We start from the raw sequence: 21,607 nt of genomic DNA, 5'->3' as shown, positions 1-21,607 counted from the left end.
GTGGTACTGACACACGATATTGTCGAGAGCAATGACCAGAATCATCGGCGGTGACGCCGGCTCACTCGCGATCAAGGTGCCTCCTCAGGGGACGCGCCCGACAAGCGACCGTGTGCGCGAGGCCATCTTTTCTGCTCTCGATGCCCGGGATGCGCTGCGCAGCGCCCATGTTGCCGACCTCTACGCGGGTTCGGGCGCGCAAGGCCTCGAGGCAGCGTCCCGTGGCGCGTCCTCGGTCACCCTTGTCGACAGTTCGTCGCGCGCTGGCGCCATCTGCCGAGCAAACGCCTCAACGGTGACACGCGCCGCCGAGCGCTCGCTGCATGTGGAGACCGTGGTGTCGAGCGTGCAGAGTTGGCTCGATCGTGCCGCAGGCAGCATCCGCTATTCGCTCGTCTTCCTCGATCCGCCGTACGATCTCGCCGAACACGAGCTCACGAGAAACCTCGACTCGCTCGTGCCGATCCTCGCCGACGATGCGATCATCGTCGTGGAGCGAAGCTCGCGTTCCCCCGAGCCGAGCTGGCCCGACTGGATCGCCCCTGTGCGCTCCCGTCGTTACGGCGAGACGGTTATCTGGTGGGCCGAACCGGCAGATGATCAGCCGGAAGCGCCGTCCCACGCCGTGTAAGGATCCCACCCGCGCGCCTCGACAGCAGCCCCGTCGCAGGTGACGACATCGCTTCCCCGATCCACCACCATCCCGATACGGGCAAATCCGTCCGGCACATTCGTACCGGCGGGGAAGCACGCGAGCAGGCCGTGGTCCTCGCCTCCGTGCAGAGCCGCAGTCGGCTCATCTCCGAGCAGCAAAGACTCCAGAGCGATCGTCACTCCGCTTGCCCGTCCTAGGCGCGATGCGTCAAGAGCGAGGCCATCGGAGATGTCCATCATGGCCGTCGCACCCGCACGAGCCGCACGCGGCCCATCGCTGATCGGAGGCGACGGGGTGAGCTGCGCGAGGATGAGATCCGGATGCTGCTCCCGCAGCCGACGCGCACGGGAAGCATCGGGGACGCCGTCCTCATCGACACCATCCCGGAACAGAAGCTCCAGCCCGCGCGCCGCGAGCCCGAGGGGACCGGAGACCGCGACGATATCTCCCGGCCGCGCTCCTGAGCGCAGGACGGGAGCAAGCCCGGCGAGATCTCCGAATGCGGTCACGGCGATCGTAAAGGTGTCGGACACCGAGAGGTCTCCGCCAACCACGCCGCACCCCGGCGCGAGAGCGTGACACGCATCGCGGAGTCCGTCTGCGAACCGTTCCACGTCGGCGACGGGTGTGGACTCCGGCACCGCGAGTGCGACGAGAAGGGCTGTCGGGCTCGCGCCCATGGCGGCGACGTCAGACAGGTTCGTGGCCGCGGCCTTCCAGCCCAGCTGCCACGGTGTCGACCAGGCCTGCCGAAAATCGGGACCGTGCACCATCATGTCCGTCGTCACAACGGTGCGCCCATCGGGAACCGCGAGAACAGCGCTGTCATCGCCCGGACCGATGAGAGCCGCATCGGCCTCGGGAAGGCGCGGGAAGATGCGAGCGAGCACCTCGCCCTCGCTCACCTCGGCGACACTCGGCCCACCAGCGCTGTCAGAGAACCCCATACCATCAACGGTAGCCTGAATGTGATGCGTAACCGTGCCCGTGCCCTCTCGGCGTCTCTCCTCATTGCCGCGTCAGCCCTCTCTCTGACGGGCTGTGCCGGCGCAGTCGCCATGGAGCCCGCCCCCGATTCGAATGACCCGATGTGTGCCGCTGTCACGGTGCGTCTTCCCGACGCCGTCGGCGATTTCGACAAACGCCAGACGACGGCTCAGGCGACCGGAGCGTGGGGCGATCCCGCCTCGATCCTGCTGCACTGCGGCGTCACGCCCATCGGGCCGACGACTATGCCCTGCTTCAGCGTGGATGGCGTCGACTGGGTGCGTGATGACAGCGAGGCACCGATCTATCGATTCACGACGTACGGGCGGACGCCCGCCGTCGAGGTCGTGATCGACAACCGCGAAGCGTCCGGATCTGCTCTGCTCGACCTCTCAGCCGCGGTCAGCGTGATCGATCAGTCGGAGAAGTGCCTGAACGCTGAGGACGTCACCGGTTAACGAGCGCCGCGCTCTCTGCCGGCCTCGATGAGTTCGGTGATCAGGTCGCTGTAGCTGAGCCCCGAAGCGATCCAGCATGTGGGAAACATCGAGATCGGTGTGAACCCCGGCATCGTGTTCACTTCGTTGAGCACGAACCCGTCGTCCGCCAGAAAGAAGTCGACGCGGGCGAGCCCTTCGGCGCCGACGGCATCGAAGGCGTGGAGCGCAGTGGACTTCATCTCGTCGAGCTCGTCGCCTGTCACCTCAGCGGGGCACACCAGATCGATGCCAGCCGCCCCCAAGTACTTCGCGTCGAAATCGTAGAAGTCTCGTCCCGAGACGACGATCTCACCGGCGACATCAGAGGTTCGGGCGGCTTCGCCCGGGCGCCCGCCGAGAACAGCGATCTCGACCTCACGGCCATCGATCCCCTGTTCCACAATCGCGGAGTCGTCTTCGGCGAACGCCACGCGCAGGGCCTCAGCGAGCTCGTCGGGGTGCGCGACACGGCTGACGCCGACGCTGGAGCCCGCTCGAGCCGGCTTCACGAAGACGGGAAGGGTGAGCCCCTCGAGGAGTGCGCCCGCAGCATCCGGAGTTGCCTCCCACTCAGCGCTGCGCACACGCTTCCAGGGCGCCACGGTAATCCCGGCGTGCTGAAGCACCGTCTTGGTGAAGTGCTTGTCCATGCCCAGGGCTGAGGCGAGCACACCGGAGCCGACATAGGGAAGCCCCGCGAGTTCGAGAAGCCCCTGAATCGTGCCGTCTTCGCCCGACGTTCCGTGCAGGATCGGGAATACCACGTCGATGACGCCGAGCGAGACGACTTCTCCGTCGCGCTCGAGTGTCATCTCACGACTCGTCGCGTCATCGGGCCAGCGCACCCGAGTGCCGTTGTCCGTGACCTCGGGGAGTTCGGCGCGATCGAGCGAGAACGTGCTGAGGTCGTCTTGCAGAACGTATTGTCCGGCCCGTGTGATCCCAATGGGAATCACCTCGAATCGGTCGCGGTCAATCGCTCCCAGCACTCCCGCCGCCGTTGCGCAACTGATCGAATGCTCGCTTGAGAGCCCCCCAAACAGCACCGCCACCCGCAGCTTTCGCATCATCGGTCGTCCTCTCCCCCTGGGGTTCGTCTGATTCGGTTGTCAGGTGCGGGGCGATTCCCTTGGGGTCGAGCGTTCCGTCGAGAACCTGCTTGACCTGCTGCACGATCGGCATGCTCACACCAACCGAATCAGCCATCTCCAGCACCGGCCCCACCGAAGCGAGACCTTCGGCCGTCTGCTGCATCTGCTTGACGACCGACGAGAAACTATACCCTTGGCCGAGCAGTCTGCCCGCCGTGTTATTACGGGACAGCGGCGACTGACACGTGGCGATCAGGTCGCCCAGTCCTGCAAGGCCGGAGAGCGTCTCGGGCTGGGCACCGAACGCCACGGCAAAGTCCGTCATCTCAACGAGACCGCGTGTGATGATCGATGCCTTGGTGTTTTCTCCGTAGCCGACGCCGTCGACGATACCGATGGCGACGGCAATGAGGTTCTTCAGCACGCCGCCGAATTCCGTCCCGATCACGTCGGTGTTGACGAAGGTCCGAAAATACGAGTTGCGGGCGAGCAGCGCGATCGCCTGGGCCGTCTCGAGACTCTGTGAGGCCACAACCGCGGCCGTCGGCTGCTCTTTGGCGATTTCGAGCGCCAGGTTGGGGCCGGATGCTGCCGCGACACGTGCCGGATCCCAATCCAGGGTTTCCTCGATGACCTGGCTCATGCGCATCCCCGAGCTGCGTTCGACGCCTTTCATGAGCGACACGATGCTGGCCTCGTCGGCCAGATGCGGGCGCAGCTCGACGAGGTTGTCGCGCAGCGACTGGCTTGGAACGGCGACGAAGACGTGCTGAGCGCCCGCGACGGCGTCGGCGAGCTTCGTCACCGCGGTCATCCGCGGGGGAAGCGTCACACCGGGCAGGTAGTCCTGATTGCGGTGATTCTTCGAGATGTCCCGCGCAACTTCGGCGCGGCGCGCCCACATGGTGACATCGCTGCCGCCGTCGGCGAGGATCTTGCCGAACGTGGTGCCCCAGCTGCCCGAACCGATCACCGCCACTCGGGCCGTCGTCGTCTTACGACTCAAAGCGTCCAGTCTCCCTCTGATTGTGCTTGGTCGGATCCCAGCGTTCGGAGGGTGCCTTCTCGTGGCGGATATCCTCGAGTTCAGCCGTGATCGCGTCCATGATCGTACCGGTCGCGGCCGCGAAGGCAGCGGAATCTCGCGCGCGTCCGTCGAAGGCGGACAGATCGACGGCATCGCCCACCTTGATCGTGATCTTCTTGGGCGGGAAGAAACTGACCTTCTTCGCGTAGCGTGCCATCACTTTTTGGGTTCCCCAGTGGGCAATCGGGATCACGGGAAGATCGTGCGTGAGCGCCATGCGCGCTGCCCCGGTCTTGCCACGCATGGGCCACAGATCCGGGTCACGCGTCAGGGTTCCCTCGGGATACACGATGACGCCCCCGCCCGTTGTCACGAGCGTACCGGCAGCGTCGATCGGTCCGTTTCCTCTCGACGAGCCCTCACGCTCGACCGGTATCTGTCCGGAGGCTCGAAGGAGGCGCCCGACGACAGGAATGCGAAACAGTGACGATTTCGCCATGAACCGCGGGACACGGCCGATCTTCCAGGTCGCGATTCCGATCACGATTGGGTCGATCTCGCTGTAGTGATTCGGCGCGAGAATGAACGGGCCGTTCTTCGGAAGCTTGTGTCCGTCGATGATCGTGATCTTCATCATCACGCGCGCGATCGGCAAGATGATCGCCGCGAGGATCCAGAAGACCGACGGACGCGACTTCTCGGTGCTGCGCTTCACTGACGTCTGTGGCAATGGCTTCGGAGTGTCTGACACTCCCCCATTATCCTTCGATTGTGAAGTCGGCCCCGAGCAGCTGCAGCTTCTCAAGGAAGCGCTCGTATCCGCGGCTGATAATTCCGACGTTTGAGACGCGTGAGGTTCCCTCAGCGCTGAGCGCCGCGATGAGGTGCGAGAACCCTCCGCGCAGGTCGGGAACGACGATGTCGGCACCGTGCAGCGTGCTCGGCCCCGAGATCACGGCAGAGTGGTTGAAGTTGCGCTGACCGAATCGGCAGGCCTGCCCGCCGAGGCACTCGCGGTGGATCTGGATCGTCGCCCCCATCTCGACGAGCGCGTCCACGAAGCCGAAGCGCTTCTCGTAGACGGTCTCGTGCACGATGGAAACACCCTGCGCCTTGGTCAGGGCGACGACGAGAGGTTGCTGCCAGTCCGTCATGAAGCCCGGGTGCACGTCCGTCTCGATGATGACAGGATTCAGAGCCGTTCCCGGGTGGTAGAACCGGATCCCGTCCTCGTGGATCTCGAATTCGCCGCCCACCTTGCGGAAGACGTTGAGGAAGGTCAGCATCTCAGACTGCCGAGCTCCACCGACGAAGATGTCGCCTTCGGTCGCGAGCGCCGCGGCAGCCCAGCTGGCCGCCTCGTTGCGGTCGAAAAGTGCCCGATGCGAGTACCCGCTGAGCGCCGTGACCCCCTCAATGCGGATGACACGATCGGTGTCGACGGAGATGATCGCGCCCATCTTCTGCAGGATGTTGATGAGATCCATGATCTCGGGCTCGATGGCGGCACCGCGGAGTTCTGTGATGCCCTCACTGCGCACGGCGGTGAGGAGAACCTGCTCGGTTGCGCCGACACTCGGGTAGGGCAGTTCGATCTTGGCGCCTCGGAGCCCGGTCGGGGCCGAGAGCCGGATTCCGCTGGGCAGCTTCTCGACGACCGCACCGAACGTGCGCAGAACATCCAGGTGGAAGTCGATGGGTCGGTCGCCAATGCGGCACCCGCCGAGATCCGGGATGAATGCCTCGCCGAGGCGGTGCAGAAGCGGTCCGCAGAACAGGATCGGAATGCGACTCGAGCCCGCGTGGGCATCGATGTCAGCCATGTGGGCAGACTCGACGGCACCTGGATCCAGATGCAGTTCACCGTCTTCCTCGCCGTCGGTGATCTTCACACCGTGAACGTCGAGCAGTCCGCGTACGACGCGCACATCGCTGATGTCGGGAACGTCTTTCAAGACGCTCGGGGTGTCACCGAGAAGCGCGGCGACCATCGCCTTGGTGACGAGGTTCTTCGCTCCCTTGAGCTCGATGCGTCCGTTGAGAGGCTGCCCGCCGCGGATCGTGATCGAGTCTGCGTGCAATGCCACGCCTGCCCCCACCCGCGTTGCGTCCTGAACAAGTGTCTTCAATACGTGCCCCTATTATTTGGCTATTTGGCGGGCAAAGTCTGCGGACGCCATGTGGCCCGCGTCGCCTCGAATGTGGTGATCGCGTCTTCATTGCGAAGTGTCAACGCGATGTCATCGAGCCCCTCGAGCAGGCGCCACCTAGTGTAATCATCGATATCGAATGGCACCTGAACGTCACCGGCTGTCACGGTCTTATCATCAAGGCTCACGGTGAACTCAACGCCCGGGTTCTCGTCGATGACCGCCCAGAGCCGTTCGAGGTCATCTTCGCTGATCTGGGCGGCCAGCAGGCCTTGCTTGCCGGAGTTCCCCCGGAAGATGTCTCCAAAACGCGGGCTCAGAACGACGGCGAAACCGAAGTCGCGCAGCGCCCAGACCGCATGCTCACGTGACGATCCCGTGCCGAAATCCGGGCCGGCGACCAGGATGCTGGCACCCGAGAACTCCGGTCTGTTGAGCACGAATTCGGGATCCTGTCGCCAGCCGGCGAACAGGGCGTCATCGAAGCCGGTCTTCGTGACGCGCTTCAGGTAGACAGCGGGGATGATCTGGTCGGTGTCGACGTTTGACCGCTTCAATGGAGCGGCGATCCCCGTCACAGTTGTGAATTTCTGCATGATTCTCAGTTCTCCAGGTCAGACGGGCTCGACAGCGTGCCGCGCACGGCCGTGGCCGCGGCGACAACGGGCGACACGAGGTGGGTGCGCCCACCCTTGCCCTGGCGACCTTCAAAGTTTCGGTTGCTTGTTGACGCGCAGCGCTCACCGGGTGAGAGCTGGTCGGGATTCATGCCGAGGCACATCGAGCACCCGGCGAACCGCCACTCGGCGCCGAACTCCTCGACGATCTTGTCGATTCCCTCGGCTTCGGCCTCCAGCCGGACTCGGGCCGAGCCGGGGACGACCATGACGCGCACACCGTCGGCCTTCTTCTTTCCCTTGATGATCGAGGCAAAGGATCGCAGGTCCTCGATGCGACTGTTGGTGCACGATCCCATGAAGACGGCGTCGACGGGAATCTCCTTGAGCTTCGTTCCCGGCGCGAGGTCCATGTATTCGAGGGCGCGCTCAGCAGATGAACGATCGGTGGGGTCGGTGAACTGCCCTGGGTCCGGAATCTCACCGCTCAACGACACGCCCTGGCCGGGGTTCGTGCCCCAGGTGACAAACGGCTCAAGCTCGTCGGCGTCGAGGAAGACCTCGGCGTCAAAGACGGCCCCGTCATCGGTCGGCAGCGTGTCCCAGTACGCGACAGCCTCGTCCCAGTCCGCGCCCTCGGGAGCATGGGGGCGCCCCTTCAGGTAGTCGTATGTCGTCTGGTCTGGAGCGACCATACCGGCGCGGGCACCCGCTTCGATCGACATGTTGCAGATCGTCATGCGGCCCTCCATCGACAGCGACCTGATGGCGCTGCCGCGGTACTCGAGCACGTACCCCTGCCCGCCGCCCGTGCCGATCTTCGCGATCACGGCGAGGATGATGTCTTTCGCCGTGACACCGGGCTTCAACGTGCCCTCCACCGTGATGGCCATCGTCTTGAACGGCTTGAGCGGGAGCGTCTGCGTCGCCATGACGTGCTCGACCTCGCTCGTTCCGATTCCGAAGGCCATCGCGCCGAATGCACCGTGGGTCGATGTGTGCGAGTCTCCGCACACGACGGTGATTCCCGGCATCGTCAGGCCAAGCTGAGGGCCGACGACGTGCACGATTCCCTGTTCGACGTCGCCAAGCGAGTGAAGCCGGATGCCGAACTCCTCAGCGTTGTTGCGCAGCGTCTGGATCTGCGTCCGGCTCGTGAGATCGGCAATCGGCTTGTCGATCGCGAGCGTTGGTGTGTTGTGATCCTCCGTGGCGATCGTGAGGTCGGGGCGCCGGACGGGGCGACCGGCCATACGCAGGCCGTCGAAGGCTTGCGGACTCGTCACCTCGTGGACGAGGTGCAAATCGACATAGATGAGGTCGGGGGTGCCGTCCTGCCCTTTCGAAACAAGGTGGTCGGCCCAGACCTTTTCGGCCAGCGTGCGCGGGGTGTTCGGGGTGTCAGCGTTCTGTGGCATTGAAGTGCTTCCTTGGGGTGAAGTGAAAGAGGCGTCACCAGACTCCGCGACGAGGATGCCTGAAGACTAGGCCTCGCCGCGGCAGCTAAGAAGCAGACCGAACAGCACGTGGCAAGGATATCACTCGCCGGAGATCTCGCGCTCCGCTCCCCCCTTGCGGCGTGCGGCGATGAGGCTTGCGACCGTCGCGACAGCCATCGAGGCGATGATGACGCCGAGCGATACCCACGTGCTGATCTCAGGGATCCAGAGCACGGGCTCACCCCCATTGATGAACGGCAGCTCATTCACATGCAGCGCGTGGAAGACCAGCTTCACTCCGATGAACGCGAGAATGAAGGCGATTCCGTAATGCAGGTACTCAAGCTTCTCGAGGAGTCCGCCCAGCATGAAGTAGAGCTGGCGAAGCCCCATCAACGCGAAGATGTTCGCTGTAAAGACGATGAACGGGCTCTGTGTGATGCCGAAGATTGCGGGGATCGAATCGATCGCGAACATGACGTCGGTCGCTCCGATGGCAAGGAAGACCATCACCATGGGCGTCCACATTCTGCGGCCGTCGACGACGGTGCGCAGCTTCGAGCCATCGAAGTCCGGTGCGACCTTCATCTTGCGGCGCATGAACCGGGTGAACCACGAGTCGCCCTCGCTCTCGTCGTCGCTGTCACCAAACGCCTGCTTCCATGCTGTGTACAGCAGGAAGGCACCGAAGATGTAGAACACGGCGCTGAAATGCTCGATCAGTGTCGCGCCGGCAATGATGAAGATGCCACGGAAGATCAGAGCGATGATGATTCCCACCATCAGGACTTCCTGCTGGAGCTTCTTCGGCACCGCGAATTTCGTCATGATGATGACAAAGACAAACAAGTTGTCGACGGAAAGACTGTATTCGGTCAGCCAGCCGGCGAGGAACTCCCCCGCGAAGTCGCCACCGGCGAAAAGAAGCATCAACCCCGCGAAGACGAGCGCGAGGGTGACGTAGAACGCAACCCAGAGAGCCGACTCCTTCATCGAGGGGATGTGGGGGCGCCGCACCACCAAGAGCAAGTCGAACAGGAGGATGAGCACGAGAACGACGTAGGAGCCGATCTCGAATGCCAGTGGGAGCTCAGGATGCATGCGGCGATGCCTTTCGCGAAAGAGGGTGCGTGAAACGTCGAAAGTCTCTCCCCCGACACACATCGGCGCGGCACCCGGGATCACCCTGTTGTGACCCGTCCTGACGGACGCCGCGAAACGGGATACTCCCCTTCGCTGTCACCACTCTAACGGATGCCGCAGTGCGTGCTCCCCCGCACACGCCGTTCAGTGCGCCGTCGAAGGACCACGCACCGAACGGCGCACCGGCCGTCAGGCCCGCTCTTCCGCGATGATCGCGGCAAGCGCGGTGCGACGCACTTCCTGCTCTGCCGGATCCGGAACGGGCAGCGAGGCGAGAAGACGCTGTGTGTAGGGGTCAGTAGGATTTCCCAGGACTTCAGCACCTGTTCCGTCCTCGACGATCCGACCGTGATACATCACGGCGATGCGGTCGGAGAGGATGTCAACGACAGCGAGGTCGTGGCTGATGAACAGTGCGGCGAAGCCAAGTTCTCCCTGCAGCTCGGCGAAGAGCTCAAGCACGCGCTCCTGCACGGAAACGTCCAGGGCACTCGTCGGCTCGTCTGCGATCAGCAGTTCGGGGTCAAGGGCGAGTCCTCGTGCGAGGCTTGCCCGCTGGCGCTGACCGCCGGAGAGCTCGTGCGGAAACCGCTTCGCATAGGCCCGCGGGAGCTGAACGGCTTCCAGAAGCTCAGCGACTTTCGCTTCGATCTGCGCATCGGTCATGTCTCGCCGATGAACGCGGAACGGCTCGGCCACGCAATCCTCAATGGAGAGCAGCGGATTGAAGCTCGAGGCCGGATCCTGGAAAACGAAACCGATCCGCGAGCGCTGCTTCTTGAAGCTGCGCTCCTTGACGCCGTTCATCTCGGCGCCGAGTACCTGAAGTGAGCCGCCGGTCACGCGGGTGAGACCTGCGATGGCGCGACCGATCGTGGTCTTTCCCGACCCGGACTCACCCACGAGGCCCAGGACTTCTCCCGGTGCGATGCGGAACGAGACGCCATCGACAGCCATGAAGCCCGGCCTCCCCAGTCGGCCCGGATACTGGATGTGCAGATCCGTCGCCTCGACGATCGGCGTCGCTTCGCGGTCGGGCGCACGTCGATCGGCGACCTCGATGCTCTGACCGATGCGGGGAACGGCCCCCAGGAGCTTCTTGGTGTAGTCATGCTTCGGGCTTGCGAAAAGTGCCCGTGCCTCGTTCTCTTCGACGACCTCACCCTGATACATGACGACGACACGATCGGCCAGATCGGCGACGACGCCCATATTGTGTGTGATGAGGACGATCGATGTGTCGAATTCGTCACGGCACCGCCGCAGCAGATCAAGGATCTCGGCCTGCACGGTCACGTCGAGCGCCGTCGTCGGCTCGTCCGCGACGATGAGCCCCGGATCGAGAACGAGTGCCATGGCAATGACGACGCGCTGCTTCTGACCGCCGGAGAATTGGTGCGGGAAGTAGTCGACGCGGGTCTCGGGGTCTGGAATGCCGACCCGCCGCAGAATATCGATCGCTCGCGTCCTGGCCTCTGACCTCTTGAGCTTCGAATTATGCGCCCTGAGCCCCTCGGCGATCTGCCACCCGACGGTGAAGACGGGATTCAGCGCCGTCGACGGCTCTTGGAAGACCATGGAGACGTCGTCTCCCCGAATCTGTCGAAGACGATTCTTCGATACAGAGATGACGTCGCTCTCACGGTCGCCTTCACGACTGCGCACGACGACGGCCCCCGAACTGGTCGCTGTTTCCGGCAGCAGACCGAGGATGGTCTTCGCCGTCACGGTCTTCCCGCTCCCGGATTCCCCCACGATCGCCACGACCTCTCGCTGCCCCACCGTCAGTGAGACACCGTCGACTGCGCGAACCGCCCCGGCATCCGACGAGAACGCGACGTTCAGATCTGTAATCTGCAGGATGTCGTTGCTCATTGTCGTTCTCCCTCGCTCGCGTCGTCGTTATCGCCCTCGGAAGCGTCGTGTGTGCCGACAGCCGGAACGACACTCGTCTCGACCATCTCGCCGGAGTCCGCAGCGACAACGCGGCGCCCGCGCAGCCGCGGATCGTTGAGGTCGTTGAGGCTCTCGCCCACGAGGGTCATGCCCAGCACGGCGAGCACGATGCCGAGACCGGGGCCGATGGAGGTCCACCAGATCCCGCTCGAAACGTCGGCGAGCGCCTTGTTGAGGTCATAACCCCATTCGGATGCTGCTGTCGGCTCGATGCCGAAGCCGAGGAAGCCCAACCCGGCGAGGGTCAGGATTGCCTCGGATGCGTTCAGCGTGAAGATGAGCGGCAGCGTGCGTGTGGCGTTGCGGAACACGTGCAGGCTCATGATGCGGACGTTGCTCGCGCCGAGCACTTTGGCCGACTCGACGAACGCCTCCGCCTTGATGCGCACGGTCTCCGCGCGGATCACCCGGAAATACTGCGGGATGAATACGACGGTGATCGACATCGCCGCCGTCAGGATTCCCCCAATGAGGTTGGATCTGCCGCCCGAGATCGCAATCGAGATGACGATCGCGAGGAGCAGAGACGGAAAGGCGTATATCGCGTCGCAGATAACGACGAGCACGCGGTCGATCCAACCGCCGAAGTATCCAGACAGCAGGCCGAGGATCACGCCGATGAAGATCGATAAGACGACGGCCACGATGACGACGAGCGCCGCGGTCTGAGCGCCCCAGAGCACTCGGGAGAGCACGTCGAATCCGCCGACCGTGGTTCCGAACAGATGCGCGGCGCTCGGTGGCTGCTGTGCCCCGAATCCGCCGTTATCGTCACTGAGCTGCGCGTACCCATAGGGTGCGAGCCATGGGGCGAAGATGGCGACAATCGCGAACACAATCGTGATGGCGAGGCCCGCGATCAGCATGCCGCGTTGAATGCCATAGCTCTGCCTCAGCTGGCGCAGGATGGGCAGACGATCGAGAAGTGAGCGTCGTGGAGTTCCCGTCTGAGTGGTCATGTCAATACCTCACTCTCGGGTCGATCAGCGCCGCGATGATGTCGACGATGAAGTTGGTGATGGCGACGATCACGGCCAGTAGCACGACGATGCCCTGCACGGCGACGAAATCGCGTGATTGGAGGTATTGCACGAGCATGAACCCGAGGCCTTTCCATTCGAAGGTGGTCTCGGTCAGCACCGCCCCCGCCAGCATCAGCGCGATCTGCATGCCCATGACGGTGATGATGGGAATCAGCGCGGGGCGATAAGCATGTGTGCGGACCAGGCGGAACTCACTCACGCCGCGTGAGCGCGCAGCATCCACGTAGTCCTTCGTCAGCGTTCCGATCATGTTCGTGCGCACGAGTCTCAGAAACACACCGGCAGTGAGAAGCCCGAGGGCAATGGCGGGCAGAGCAGCATGGCTCAGAACGTCACCGACCGCATCGGGGTCGCCCAGGCGGAACGCATCGATCAGGTGGATGCCCGTGGGATTGTCGAGGAACTGAATATTCAACTCGGTTCGCGTACTCGCTCTGCCGGAGACGGGAAGGATGCCCAGACCCACAGAGAAGATGAGTTTGAGCAGCATCCCGGCGAAGAACACTGGTGTGGCGTAAAACAGGATGGCCAGGATGCGCAGGACGGCATCCGATGCCTTGTCACGGCGGTACGCTGCCCACATGCCGAGCGGAATGCCGACGATGAAAGCCACAATCAGGCCATAGATCGCCAGCTCGAGGGTCGCAGAGCCATAGGTGAGGAGGATCTCGGTGACCGGACGATGATCGCTGATCGTCGTGCCGAAGTCGCCGCGGAGCAAACCGCCCAGGTACTCGAAGTACTGAACGATGACGGGGCGATCGTAGCCAGCGTTATGGATGCGCTCGGCAAGCTGATCCGGTGTGAGTCGGCCACCGAGAGCGGCTGTGATCGGATCGCCGGTCGTGCGCATAAGCACGAACACAAGGGTGACGAGAATGAAGATCGTCGGAATGATGAGGAGAAACCGCACGACGATATATCGCCACAGGCTCCCTCCCCCTCCTCCCGATTTCGCGGAGGGCGCGGTCTGCGCAACGGAGCCGCTGGGTTGTGCGCTCGGGGAAGTCAGCGTTCCACCTGCCTAACTGGGGACGAACGGATTGCTCGCCCGGCGCGGGGCGGATGCGGGTACAGCATCCGCCCCACACCAGGCTGAGCTACTACTTGTGGATCGGCGCGTAGCGGAACTTGAACGACGCGTCGAGAGTGATTCCCTCAACGTCGGAGCCTGATACGGCGATCTGCGCACCCTGCAGGTAGGGAAGCGTCGGCAGCGTCTTGGCCGCGACGTCCTGGATCTGCTCGATGAGCTTCGCGCGAGCGTCGGGATCCTGCTCGACCAACTGCTGGTCGATGAGGTCCTGCACCTCCGCGTTGTCATAGTGGTTCAGCAAGAAGTTCTCTTTGCTGAAGAACGGCTGCAGGTAGTTCGCGGCATCCGAGTAGTCCGGGAACCATCCCAGCTGGTACATCGGGTACACGTCAGCCGTGCGGTCCTTCGAGTACTGCACCCATTCCGTTGTCTGAAGATCGACGCTGAACAGCCCGTCAGCCTCGAGCTGAGACTTGATCAGCGCATATTCATCGGCGGACGACGGACCGTAGTGGTCGTTCGAGTACTGAATGCTGAGCTTGACTGGCGTCTCAACACCGGCGTCCTCGAGACGCTGCTTCGCCTTGTCAGCATCCGGGCCACCCTCACCGTCTCCGTACAGCGGCTTCAGCGACTCGGTGGCACCGGTCAGTCCGTCCGGAATGTAGGAGTACAGCGGCGTGTATGTGCCCTTGTACACCTGCTCGGCGATCTGGTCACGGTCGATGAGATCGGCCATCGCCTGGCGCACTGCGAGCGCCTTCGCCTCGTCGGCTCCGTCCGCCTTCGCACCGAACGGCATCGTGTCGAAGTTGAACACGATGTAGCGAATCTCGCCGCCGGGGCCGCTCGTCACCTTGACGTTGTCGTTGCCCTTGAGGTCTTCGACGTCGGTCGCCGACAGGCTGCGGTACGCCACGTCGATGTCGCCCTCTTGCACAGCAAGCTTCAGGTTCGACGACTCCGAGTAGTACTTGACATTGACGACGTCGTTCTCTGCGGCACCGAGCACGCCCTGGTAATCAGGGTTCGCCTTGTACTGGATGAGGTTGTTGAAGTCGTAGCTCTCGATGGAGTACTGGCCAGCGAACGCCTTCCCGTCGACGATGTCCTTGTCCGGCGTCAGCTCGTCTGCCGAGAACACGTCCTCGTCAACGATCGGACCCGCGGGGCTTGAAAGCACCTGGGGGAACGTCTGGTCGTTCTCACTCTTGAGCGTGAATACGACGGTGAGGTCATCGGGGGCCTCGATGCTGTCGACATTGTTGAGCAGCGATGCCGGGCCGTTGGGGTCGTCAATCTTCAGTGTGCGCTCGAAACTGAACTTCACATCAGACGACGTGAGCTCGTTGCCGTTTGCGAATGTCAGGCCGTCTTTGAGCGTGACGGTGTATTCGTTCGGCGATGTGAACTCCGCCGACTCGGCGATGTCGGGCTCGACGTCGGGGCTGCCGTAGGGGGTGTTCATGAGGAACGGGTAGATCTGGTTCATGACGGCGAACGAGCCGTTGTCATAGGAGCCAGCCGGGTCGATGGTCGTGATCTTGTCGGTTGTGCCGATCACGATCGGCCCGCCATCACCGCCGGATCCGCCATCGTCTCCTGAACTTCCTGAACAGCCGGCGAGCGCGAGCGTGGCGACGGCAAGACCCGCCGTCGCAGTCACAACACGTCGGGCCGTGGACTTTCCGGATGCCATTTGGGTACATCCCTTCTTGGTTGGGGGAAGACGCCGCCGACACACGTGTAGCCAGCGACGTTGCTGTAGTGCAATGCATTCAGCATAATCACGTCTGCAAACGTTTCGGGCACCGACACTGAAAACGTTGCCGAGGCGTGATGGCGCTGAACGCAGATACAAAAATCGCCTCCCGGACGCGTGCATCCTGGAGGCGATTTTCAGATTGTGACCCCAGCGGGATTTGAACCCGCGTTACCGCCGTGAGAGGGCGGCGTCCTAGGCCGCTAGACGATGGGGCCTGAAAACAACTCCATGAGTATGCCACAGAACAACACATGCCAACAAATCACGCGCCCGCAGCGCACATGCCGGGCGTGTCGGCATCAACGCACGGCTTCACACGATCACACGGAGGGCGTGTGGAATCACCCGGATGCTGACCGGCAGCGTTCCGAGATTCTCGCCGTCCGCATAGGCATCGACGCTCGCGCCCGCCAGTGAGATCTCCCGCACGCGCTGGACGTGAACGATCTCGAGCCTGGTGTGGGTGCCCGCGAAAACGCGAGGAAAGAAGGCGAGCAGCGCCAGCTTTGAGATGGGGTCGACCCGCACGACGTCCAGCAGCCCGTCATCGAGATCTGCATCGGGCGCGATCGCCATGCCTCCGCCGATGAATCGGTTGTTGGCGATCGAGATGAAAGGCGCGTCATGCGTGCTGGTGTGTGAGCCGAGAGTGACCGTGAATTGCTCGGCGCGGAATGATGCGAGTTCGCGCAGCACGGCGAGAACATAGCGCGATCCTCCGCGCGGCCAGCGCATTGCGTTGGCTCTGGCGTTCACTCGGGCGTCGAACCCCACGGACACGACTCCCCCGAACCTGCGTTCACCCGCCGCGGTTCTCGCGACACCGACATCGACGACTCGGATGCTGTCAGCACGCAGCGCAGTCAGGATTCGCTGTGCCGCGGCATCCGGCTTGTCGCGTGCGATGCCCAGTCCGCGGGCGAAGTCGTTCCCCGTGCCGGTCGGGACGATTGCGAGAGGCACCTCGCTGTCGGCGAGTGCGTTGATGGCCACGTTGACAAGACCGTCTCCCCCGACGGCGACGAGGGCATCGGGGTTCGAACGGACGGCGGCAGCCGTGGCTGCACCGAGCTTCTCGGCATCCGCCTCGATGAGCGTCGTCACCTCGACATTCTGCCGAGCGAGAGCATCGACGAGGCTCATGCCCACGGCGGAATGCGCGCCGAAGCTGGATGCCGGGTTGATCGCGACGGCGATCCTGTACGGTTCACGACTCACACCTGGATTATGTCAGCGGTCCGCTTGCGGTCGCCGCAGGGCGGCGCGAGACTGGCGATATGAACCTCACAAAGCTTGAGCACGCGGCTTTCGTTATCGACAACGACGGAGAGCGGCTGATCGTGGATCCCGGGGCTTTCACCACTCCGATCACGGATGCTGCCGGAACCGTTGCCGTCGTCATCACTCACGAGCATCCCGACCATTGGACGCCGGAGCAGCTTCAGCGGATCCGGTCGATCAATCCGAACGTGCGCATCTTTGGACCGGCCGGTGTCGCTCGGGCTGCCGAGGGCTTTGATGTGACGGTGGTCGAGGCCGGGGACGAGGTCGATGTCGAGCCATTCTCCCTGCGCTTCTTCGGCGGAAAGCACGCCGTGATCCACCCGTCCATTCCGATCGTCGACAACCTCGGGGTGCTGATCGACGGTGCCGTGTACTACGGCGGAGATTCCTTCACCGTACCCGAGGGCGTTGAAGTCGATCTGATGGCGGTTCCTGCCGGCGCGCCGTGGCTGAAGATCAGTGAGGTGATGGACTTCGTCGCCGAGGTCGCCCCGAAGCGGAGCTTTCCCACCCACGAGATGGTGCTCTCGCGCGTCGGGAAAGATATGTCGAATCAACGGATCGCGAGCGTTGTGGAGAGCGGCGGGGGCGAGCATTTCCCTCTGGAACCGGGCGAGTCGATCGAGGTCTGAGGCCGCGCCGAGAGCCCAGGAGACGCGCCGGGCCTGATCACAAGGTCAGCGGCACGCGTCGGTGACGCGGTCATCAGACGGTGTCGTCAGCCGCAATGACGTCGATCTCCCAGACGTGTACATCCGGGTCATCCGGATCGAGGCGCTCGGCTGCCTCATCGGCCAATGAACTGATCGTCCGAAAGAAAGTCTCGGCGGTCTCGGCATCCATCGGGACGTTCATGTGCATGAAGTTTGAACGCATTCGGGCGTTGCGCCCGGCGATGAACTCCATCCAGCTCGCACTCGACCGGTTCACGAGGTCGTAGTGGTCCTCGACCATGGCTCTCATGAGAGCGTCGGCGAGAACCTCGTCGCGGACAGGATGCTCCGGGGTGCCGACGTTGAGGCCTCCTCGCACCGGCGTCCAGACCCGATCACGGCGGTCTCGCGCGCGTTCGGGGGCCTCTTCGATCAGGCCGGCATCGGCCAGGGTCCGAACGTGGAAACTGACCGAGTTCGCCGCGACGCCGAGTGCCTGGGCCAGGTCTGCTGAGCGCGCGTAGACCTTCTGCCCGAGCACCCGCAGGATTCTCCGGCGCACGGGGTGCGTCAGCGCTTTGAGCATCGCCTCCGTCATCACCTCATCTTCGGCATGCCACGCATGTCCGCCTGCCGAAGATGCGCCGTGCACCACCTCGGCACTGTCGTGGGCGTTCTCCTCCGCACTCGTCATGTCTCAAGGCTACTCGATTGCGCATCGATAATTGCGCAATGCTAGTTGCGCATCTTTCCTTGCGCGTCTACGGTGACCGTATGACATCTTCAGACGCCCCGATCCGACTCTGGCGGGTCGCGTCCTATCCGACGTGGTTTCTCAGCGATTCCGCGAAGGAACTCGCGGGAGCACTTCTCGATTTCGCCGTGCCCCTGATCGCCCTCATCGTGACGGACAGCCCGGCGCAGGCGGGAATCATCGGCGCCGTCGGGGTTGTGGTACGCCTCACGTGCACACTCGGCGGCGGTGTCCTCGCCGACCGACACTCCCGGCCCAGACTGATGCTCCTCGGCGCCGGCATTGGCGTCGCTCTTGCTCTGTCGTTCGCCGTTCTCGACGGAACGTCGGCCCTCACATTCGGCGTGCTTCTGGCGCTCAACGCGCTGCTGGGAGCGCGTGAGGGACTCTTCGATATCGCCGGGGAGGTCGCTCTCAAAGAAGTCGTCCCCGATGAGGCAATGGGGCGCGCTCAAGCTGCGAATCAAGGGCGCGGCGCAGCAATCCAGCTCGCCGGCGGACCTCTCGGAGGTGCGCTCCTCGCGGTCGGCGGCTGGCTCGTCGCGCTGTTCTCCGCGGTGATCTACCTCATCTCGGCCGCAACGTCGTGGGTGCTGCTGCGCCGAGGGGCGAACCTCACGGCTGCCCTGCAGCCGGCAGCATCCGAGATCTCGCCCCTTCGACCCAGCGCGCTCTCCGAGGTGCGTGAGGGTGTCAGCTGGCTCTTCTCTCGCGTCGACCTCCGTGGAGTGCTTTGGGTCGCGATGCTCGCGAACCTGGGATTCAACTCTGCGATCACGACGATCATCTACTCGCTGCAGCAATCGGGCCACTCCCCCGTGATCATCGGCACGATCACTGCTGTGCTCGGCGGCGTCATGCTCCTGGGCGCCGCTGTGTCGCCGCTGCTCGTCCCTCGCATTCCCGGCAGCGTCATCGTCATCGCGAGCCTGGTGATGTGCACGCTCGGAACCACAGCGCTCGTGATGGTGCACACGGTCCCGGCGATCATGACGGTCATCGGGCTCTCGGTGCTCCTCGTGCCCGCACTCAACTCTGCGCTGATGGGATACTTCATGGTCGCTGTCCCCACCGAGCTGCTGGGACGCGCGAACAGCGCATTCCGGGTGTTCAGCATGGGCGCGATGCCACTGACTCCGCTCATCGCCGGGTTCGGGCTGACGATAGCCGGACGGACCGGGACGCTGGCGCTCTGTGCCGCACTGACAATGGTCGCTGCCCTGCTGGCACTCTCGAATCGCGCTCTCCGCGCGATGCCAACCGAGCGAGGGTGGTCCGCTCACGCACGCCGGTTCGCCGTCGTCGACGGCATTGATCAGCCAACCGCCGGTGGACCGGCCTGATCGCGACTCGGGCCCCGCTCGCTCACACGCTGCCCGGAGGGTCCTCGGCCCGAGGCCGCTCTGCGACGCGGGCTGAACTCACTGGTGCAACGACCACGATGAGGAGTCCGGCGGCGATGGCTCCTAAACCGATCCATCCGAGAGAGGTGAGTCGCTCCCCGACGATGAGAACGGCGAGCAGGGCAGCGACGGCCGGCTCGGCGAGTGTGATCGTCGTGGCGGTGCTCGCGGAGACGCGCGTCAGTCCAAAGCCGAACAGCAGATACCCGAGGAACATCGGAATCAGCGCCATGTACGCGCCGACCAGGATGCCCTCGGGCCAGGTCACGAGCCGTGCACCGGTGATCGCGAGGACCGGCATGAGCAGTGCACCGCCGACGCCGAAGACCGCACCCATTGACGCAGCGCGGGAGATCCCGGCCGTCATGAGGCGTGAGACGACCCAGGAGAACGTCGCATAGGTGACCCCGGCGATGAGGCCGAGAAGCACTCCGATGACCGTGGCGGGGGCAGACGCGTGCGGCTCGCCCATCGTGGAAAAGCACAGGAGCGCGCTGCCGCCGATGCCGAAGCCCGCCGACAGCATCCACCACCGGCTCAACGGTCGACGTTCCACAATCCGCTCAAGAAGCCCCGAGGCCAGCGGAGCGGAGGCGAGCGAGACCACGGAGCCGATCGCTACGCCGGCCAGAGCCATAGAGCTGTAGAAGGCCAACGGGTAGACCGCCACAGCGAGGGCGCCGAGAACGATGCGATGCCGCTGTGCTCTCAAGGCCGACCATGCGGAGCGCAAAGCGGGAAACGCGATCGCAGCCTGAAGCAGACCACCGATGCCGAGGGCCGCCGCGCCAATCGCCAGCGGGCCGGCATCGGGCGCGAAAGTGGCGGCCGTTCCGGTCGTTCCCCAGAGCACAGCAGTGACGGCGATCGCGGCGACCCCCGTGAGAGTGTAGCGCCCAGTCACTGATCGCTCACGACCCTCACTGTCGTTCTCCCTCTCCTCCGGCGCGCACGCGCGTCACTGTGCTTCGCCGGATGTGCAGAGCGCTGCGGCAGTCCGCTCGCCAACGTGACGCAGGCCTGCCGATCAGCCGAGAGCGTCACGGTGCCACGCGTCAAGTCGGTGCGCTCCCTCGGTTCGGCCCAGTTCCCAGCGGCTTTCGGGATGGGCGAGGTACCAACGCAGAGCCGTGTAGAGGGCATCAGGCGGAACGCCAATCGACTCGATGGGCACAAACTGTCGACCGCCAGGCACCGTGCTGTCGGGGTTCAGCCAGAAGAGGATCACCGGCACGTTCGCGTCACGACCGATCTTCAGCCTCGACGGTTGAATGCGCGTGATTGCCGTCCAGGGAATCTCGACATCTCGCCCGGGGACGTGAACGGCGACGGCTGTTCGGCCGAGCGCGATTCCACTCGGCCGACGGCCGACGGTCCCGTGGCGCGCATTCCGCGAGAGCATGAGTGCCGTCACCCGCCACAACCCGATGGCCGCGAACAACGACACAGTTCCGCCGAGGACGAGACCCCCGACTCCGGATTCTTCGTTCTGAATCGCCATCAGCCCCGTCAGCTGAGCAAGTGCACTGAGAACGGTCGCGGACGCTCCAAGCGACAGCCACACGAACGTGATCAGAACCAGCACCCGCATACGCCCGGTGGGGGCAAGATGCACCCAGGAGTCGACGGGTGCCCGTTCCGCTCGCGTCATGACGATGGCGTTGATGAATCTGAAGGACCTCGTATGCCGCGGCTGAGGCACCGAGCCGAATGCGATGAGAGCGAGCGGACCGCAGACGCTGAGGATGACGATCGCCTTGAGAATCTCGCCCTGCTGCAGTTGCGTCATCACGCCACCGACGGCCAGGGCGGCGACGAGCGTTCCCGCCCCCAGCAGACTGAGTGTACGGCGAGGCGGGCGTCGTCGCAGTCGGAGCGGAAACCGCTCGAGCGGCGCACGCGCGCCTGACGCCGCCGGTGTTTTGGGGTCATCGGCAGCCTGATGGTTCACGCCCCCACCATAGCGCTCCCCCACCACACGTTATTGGGCAGCGAAACACAAAACTCCCCCGACGATGTCGGAGGAGTTCAGAGCTGGGGTACCTGGACTCGAACCAAGAATGGCGGTACCAGAAACCGCTGTGTTGCCAATTACACCATACCCCACGGCGTGCCCCGGTGGTGC

Annotated in this window: 20 protein-coding genes and 2 tRNA genes; 4 read left to right on the top strand and 18 right to left on the bottom strand. The window is 64.0% G+C overall.

All coding sequences use genetic code 11. The annotated features are described in order from the left end of the window. The first annotated feature begins 31 nt into the window (after positions 1–31). On the top strand, positions 32–631 hold the full coding sequence (locus tag OK352_RS13715) for an RsmD family RNA methyltransferase (RefSeq protein ID WP_265142069.1): 600 nt from the start codon (positions 32–34) through the stop codon (positions 629–631). On the opposite strand, the gene thiL is transcribed toward OK352_RS13715, so the two are convergent. Next, positions 601–1,602 carry a thiamine-phosphate kinase gene (thiL, locus tag OK352_RS13710; protein WP_265142068.1) on the bottom strand — a complete coding sequence of 334 codons (1,002 nt, stop codon included), beginning with the start codon at positions 1,600–1,602 and terminating at the stop codon, positions 601–603. The genes OK352_RS13715 and thiL overlap by 31 nt on opposite strands. 24 nt (positions 1,603–1,626) lie before the next feature. On the opposite strand from thiL, the gene OK352_RS13705 reads away from it, so the two are divergent. Further along, entirely contained in the window at positions 1,627–2,100 is a 474-nt protein-coding gene (locus OK352_RS13705) for a DUF3515 domain-containing protein (protein WP_265142067.1), read from the top strand. Here the strand turns inward: OK352_RS13705 and OK352_RS13700 are convergent. The 13 genes from OK352_RS13700 to OK352_RS13640 form a co-directional block, all read right to left on the bottom strand. Beyond that, the gene (locus OK352_RS13700; RefSeq protein WP_265142066.1) at positions 2,097–3,191 is read right to left on the bottom strand and encodes a D-alanine--D-alanine ligase family protein; all 1,095 of its coding nucleotides are present in this window, start codon (positions 3,189–3,191) and stop codon (positions 2,097–2,099) included. The two genes, OK352_RS13705 and OK352_RS13700, sit on opposite strands and share 4 nt — an antisense overlap. Beyond that, entirely contained in the window at positions 3,094–4,218 is a 1,125-nt protein-coding gene (locus OK352_RS13695) for an NAD(P)H-dependent glycerol-3-phosphate dehydrogenase (RefSeq protein ID WP_265142064.1), read from the bottom strand. The genes OK352_RS13700 and OK352_RS13695 overlap by 98 nt, the downstream gene beginning before the upstream one ends. Then, on the bottom strand, positions 4,208–4,990 hold the full coding sequence (locus OK352_RS13690; RefSeq protein WP_265142063.1) for a lysophospholipid acyltransferase family protein: 783 nt from the start codon (positions 4,988–4,990) through the stop codon (positions 4,208–4,210). Before OK352_RS13690 ends, OK352_RS13695 begins: the two co-directional genes overlap by 11 nt. Before the next feature lie 7 nt (positions 4,991–4,997). Further along, positions 4,998–6,326, bottom strand: a complete 1,329-nt coding sequence (murA, locus tag OK352_RS13685; RefSeq protein WP_265142062.1) for a UDP-N-acetylglucosamine 1-carboxyvinyltransferase — start codon at positions 6,324–6,326, stop codon at positions 4,998–5,000. Positions 6,327–6,388: 62 nt separating this feature from the next. Further along, on the bottom strand, positions 6,389–6,985 hold the full coding sequence (gene leuD / locus OK352_RS13680; protein ID WP_265142061.1) for a 3-isopropylmalate dehydratase small subunit: 597 nt from the start codon (positions 6,983–6,985) through the stop codon (positions 6,389–6,391). 5 nt (positions 6,986–6,990) lie between these two features. After that, a complete protein-coding gene (gene leuC, locus OK352_RS13675; RefSeq protein ID WP_265142060.1) occupies positions 6,991–8,424 on the bottom strand; it encodes a 3-isopropylmalate dehydratase large subunit in 1,434 nt (477 codons plus the stop codon). A gap of 120 nt (positions 8,425–8,544) precedes the next feature. Then, positions 8,545–9,546 carry a TerC family protein gene (locus OK352_RS13670; RefSeq protein ID WP_265142059.1) on the bottom strand — a complete coding sequence of 334 codons (1,002 nt, stop codon included), beginning with the start codon at positions 9,544–9,546 and terminating at the stop codon, positions 8,545–8,547. A gap of 231 nt (positions 9,547–9,777) precedes the next feature. Next, positions 9,778–11,463: a dipeptide ABC transporter ATP-binding protein gene (locus tag OK352_RS13665; protein ID WP_265142058.1), complete on the bottom strand. Its 1,686-nt coding sequence runs from the start codon at positions 11,461–11,463 to the stop codon at positions 9,778–9,780. Continuing rightward, positions 11,460–12,503 (bottom strand): ABC transporter permease, encoded by a 1,044-nt coding sequence (locus OK352_RS13660; RefSeq protein ID WP_265142057.1) that lies wholly within the window; start codon positions 12,501–12,503, stop codon positions 11,460–11,462. The genes OK352_RS13665 and OK352_RS13660 overlap by 4 nt, the downstream gene beginning before the upstream one ends. Before the next feature lies 1 nt (position 12,504). Then, positions 12,505–13,518, bottom strand: a complete 1,014-nt coding sequence (locus OK352_RS13655; RefSeq protein ID WP_265142524.1) for an ABC transporter permease — start codon at positions 13,516–13,518, stop codon at positions 12,505–12,507. Between the two features lie 172 nt (positions 13,519–13,690). Next, positions 13,691–15,322, bottom strand: coding sequence for an ABC transporter substrate-binding protein (locus OK352_RS13650; protein WP_265142056.1), 1,632 nt, complete (start codon positions 15,320–15,322; stop codon positions 13,691–13,693). 208 nt (positions 15,323–15,530) lie between these two features. Further along, positions 15,531–15,603 (bottom strand) — tRNA-Glu (locus tag OK352_RS13645). Between the two features lie 97 nt (positions 15,604–15,700). Further along, complete coding sequence (locus tag OK352_RS13640) at positions 15,701–16,606, bottom strand: diacylglycerol/lipid kinase family protein (RefSeq protein ID WP_265142055.1); 906 nt, start codon at positions 16,604–16,606, stop codon at positions 15,701–15,703. Between the two features lie 59 nt (positions 16,607–16,665). On the opposite strand from OK352_RS13640, the gene OK352_RS13635 reads away from it, so the two are divergent. Next, positions 16,666–17,304 carry an MBL fold metallo-hydrolase gene (locus tag OK352_RS13635; RefSeq protein ID WP_265142054.1) on the top strand — a complete coding sequence of 213 codons (639 nt, stop codon included), beginning with the start codon at positions 16,666–16,668 and terminating at the stop codon, positions 17,302–17,304. A 73-nt stretch (positions 17,305–17,377) separates the two neighbouring features. Here the strand turns inward: OK352_RS13635 and OK352_RS13630 are convergent, their stop codons facing one another. Next, positions 17,378–18,019 (bottom strand): ArsR/SmtB family transcription factor, encoded by a 642-nt coding sequence (locus OK352_RS13630; RefSeq protein ID WP_265142053.1) that lies wholly within the window; start codon positions 18,017–18,019, stop codon positions 17,378–17,380. Positions 18,020–18,099: 80 nt separating this feature from the next. Here OK352_RS13630 and OK352_RS13625 point away from each other — a divergent pair, with 80 nt between their 5' ends. Further along, entirely contained in the window at positions 18,100–19,422 is a 1,323-nt protein-coding gene (locus OK352_RS13625; RefSeq protein WP_265142052.1) for an MFS transporter, read from the top strand. 22 nt (positions 19,423–19,444) lie between these two features. Here OK352_RS13625 and OK352_RS13620 read toward each other — a convergent pair whose 3' ends face one another. The 3 genes from OK352_RS13620 to OK352_RS13610 form a co-directional block, all read right to left on the bottom strand. Then, positions 19,445–20,386 (bottom strand): DMT family transporter, encoded by a 942-nt coding sequence (locus OK352_RS13620; RefSeq protein ID WP_265142051.1) that lies wholly within the window; start codon positions 20,384–20,386, stop codon positions 19,445–19,447. Between the two features lie 123 nt (positions 20,387–20,509). Next, positions 20,510–21,433, bottom strand: coding sequence for a hypothetical protein (locus OK352_RS13615; protein ID WP_265142050.1), 924 nt, complete (start codon positions 21,431–21,433; stop codon positions 20,510–20,512). An 83-nt stretch (positions 21,434–21,516) separates the two neighbouring features. After that, positions 21,517–21,588 (bottom strand) — tRNA-Gln (locus tag OK352_RS13610). Between the last annotated feature and the right edge of the window lie 19 nt (positions 21,589–21,607).

Source organism: Microbacterium sp. MPKO10, assembly GCF_026107415.2.
Classification (GTDB): Bacteria; Actinomycetota; Actinomycetes; order Actinomycetales; family Microbacteriaceae; genus Paramicrobacterium.
Note: the sequence above shows the minus strand (reverse complement) of the source record. Positions and strands in the feature narration are given on the sequence as shown.

Excerpts from the sequence above, each read along its gene's own strand:
- thiL (WP_265142068.1), bottom strand. The coding sequence starts at position 1,602 with ATGGGGTTCTCTGACAGCGCTGGTGGGCCGAGTGTCGCCGAGGTGAGC.
- leuD (WP_265142061.1), bottom strand. The coding sequence starts at position 6,985 with ATGCAGAAATTCACAACTGTGACGGGGATCGCCGCTCCATTGAAGCGG.
- OK352_RS13650 (WP_265142056.1), bottom strand. The coding sequence starts at position 15,322 with ATGGCATCCGGAAAGTCCACGGCCCGACGTGTTGTGACTGCGACGGCG.
- OK352_RS13660 (WP_265142057.1), bottom strand. The coding sequence starts at position 12,503 with ATGACCACTCAGACGGGAACTCCACGACGCTCACTTCTCGATCGTCTG.
- OK352_RS13635 (WP_265142054.1), top strand. The coding sequence starts at position 16,666 with ATGAACCTCACAAAGCTTGAGCACGCGGCTTTCGTTATCGACAACGAC.
- OK352_RS13715 (WP_265142069.1), top strand. The coding sequence starts at position 32 with ATGACCAGAATCATCGGCGGTGACGCCGGCTCACTCGCGATCAAGGTG.
- OK352_RS13665 (WP_265142058.1), bottom strand. The coding sequence starts at position 11,463 with ATGAGCAACGACATCCTGCAGATTACAGATCTGAACGTCGCGTTCTCG.
- OK352_RS13630 (WP_265142053.1), bottom strand. The coding sequence starts at position 18,019 with ATGACGAGTGCGGAGGAGAACGCCCACGACAGTGCCGAGGTGGTGCAC.
- OK352_RS13700 (WP_265142066.1), bottom strand. The coding sequence starts at position 3,191 with ATGATGCGAAAGCTGCGGGTGGCGGTGCTGTTTGGGGGGCTCTCAAGC.
- OK352_RS13705 (WP_265142067.1), top strand. The coding sequence starts at position 1,627 with ATGCGTAACCGTGCCCGTGCCCTCTCGGCGTCTCTCCTCATTGCCGCG.
- leuC (WP_265142060.1), bottom strand. The coding sequence starts at position 8,424 with ATGCCACAGAACGCTGACACCCCGAACACCCCGCGCACGCTGGCCGAA.
- OK352_RS13625 (WP_265142052.1), top strand. The coding sequence starts at position 18,100 with ATGACATCTTCAGACGCCCCGATCCGACTCTGGCGGGTCGCGTCCTAT.
- OK352_RS13670 (WP_265142059.1), bottom strand. The coding sequence starts at position 9,546 with ATGCATCCTGAGCTCCCACTGGCATTCGAGATCGGCTCCTACGTCGTT.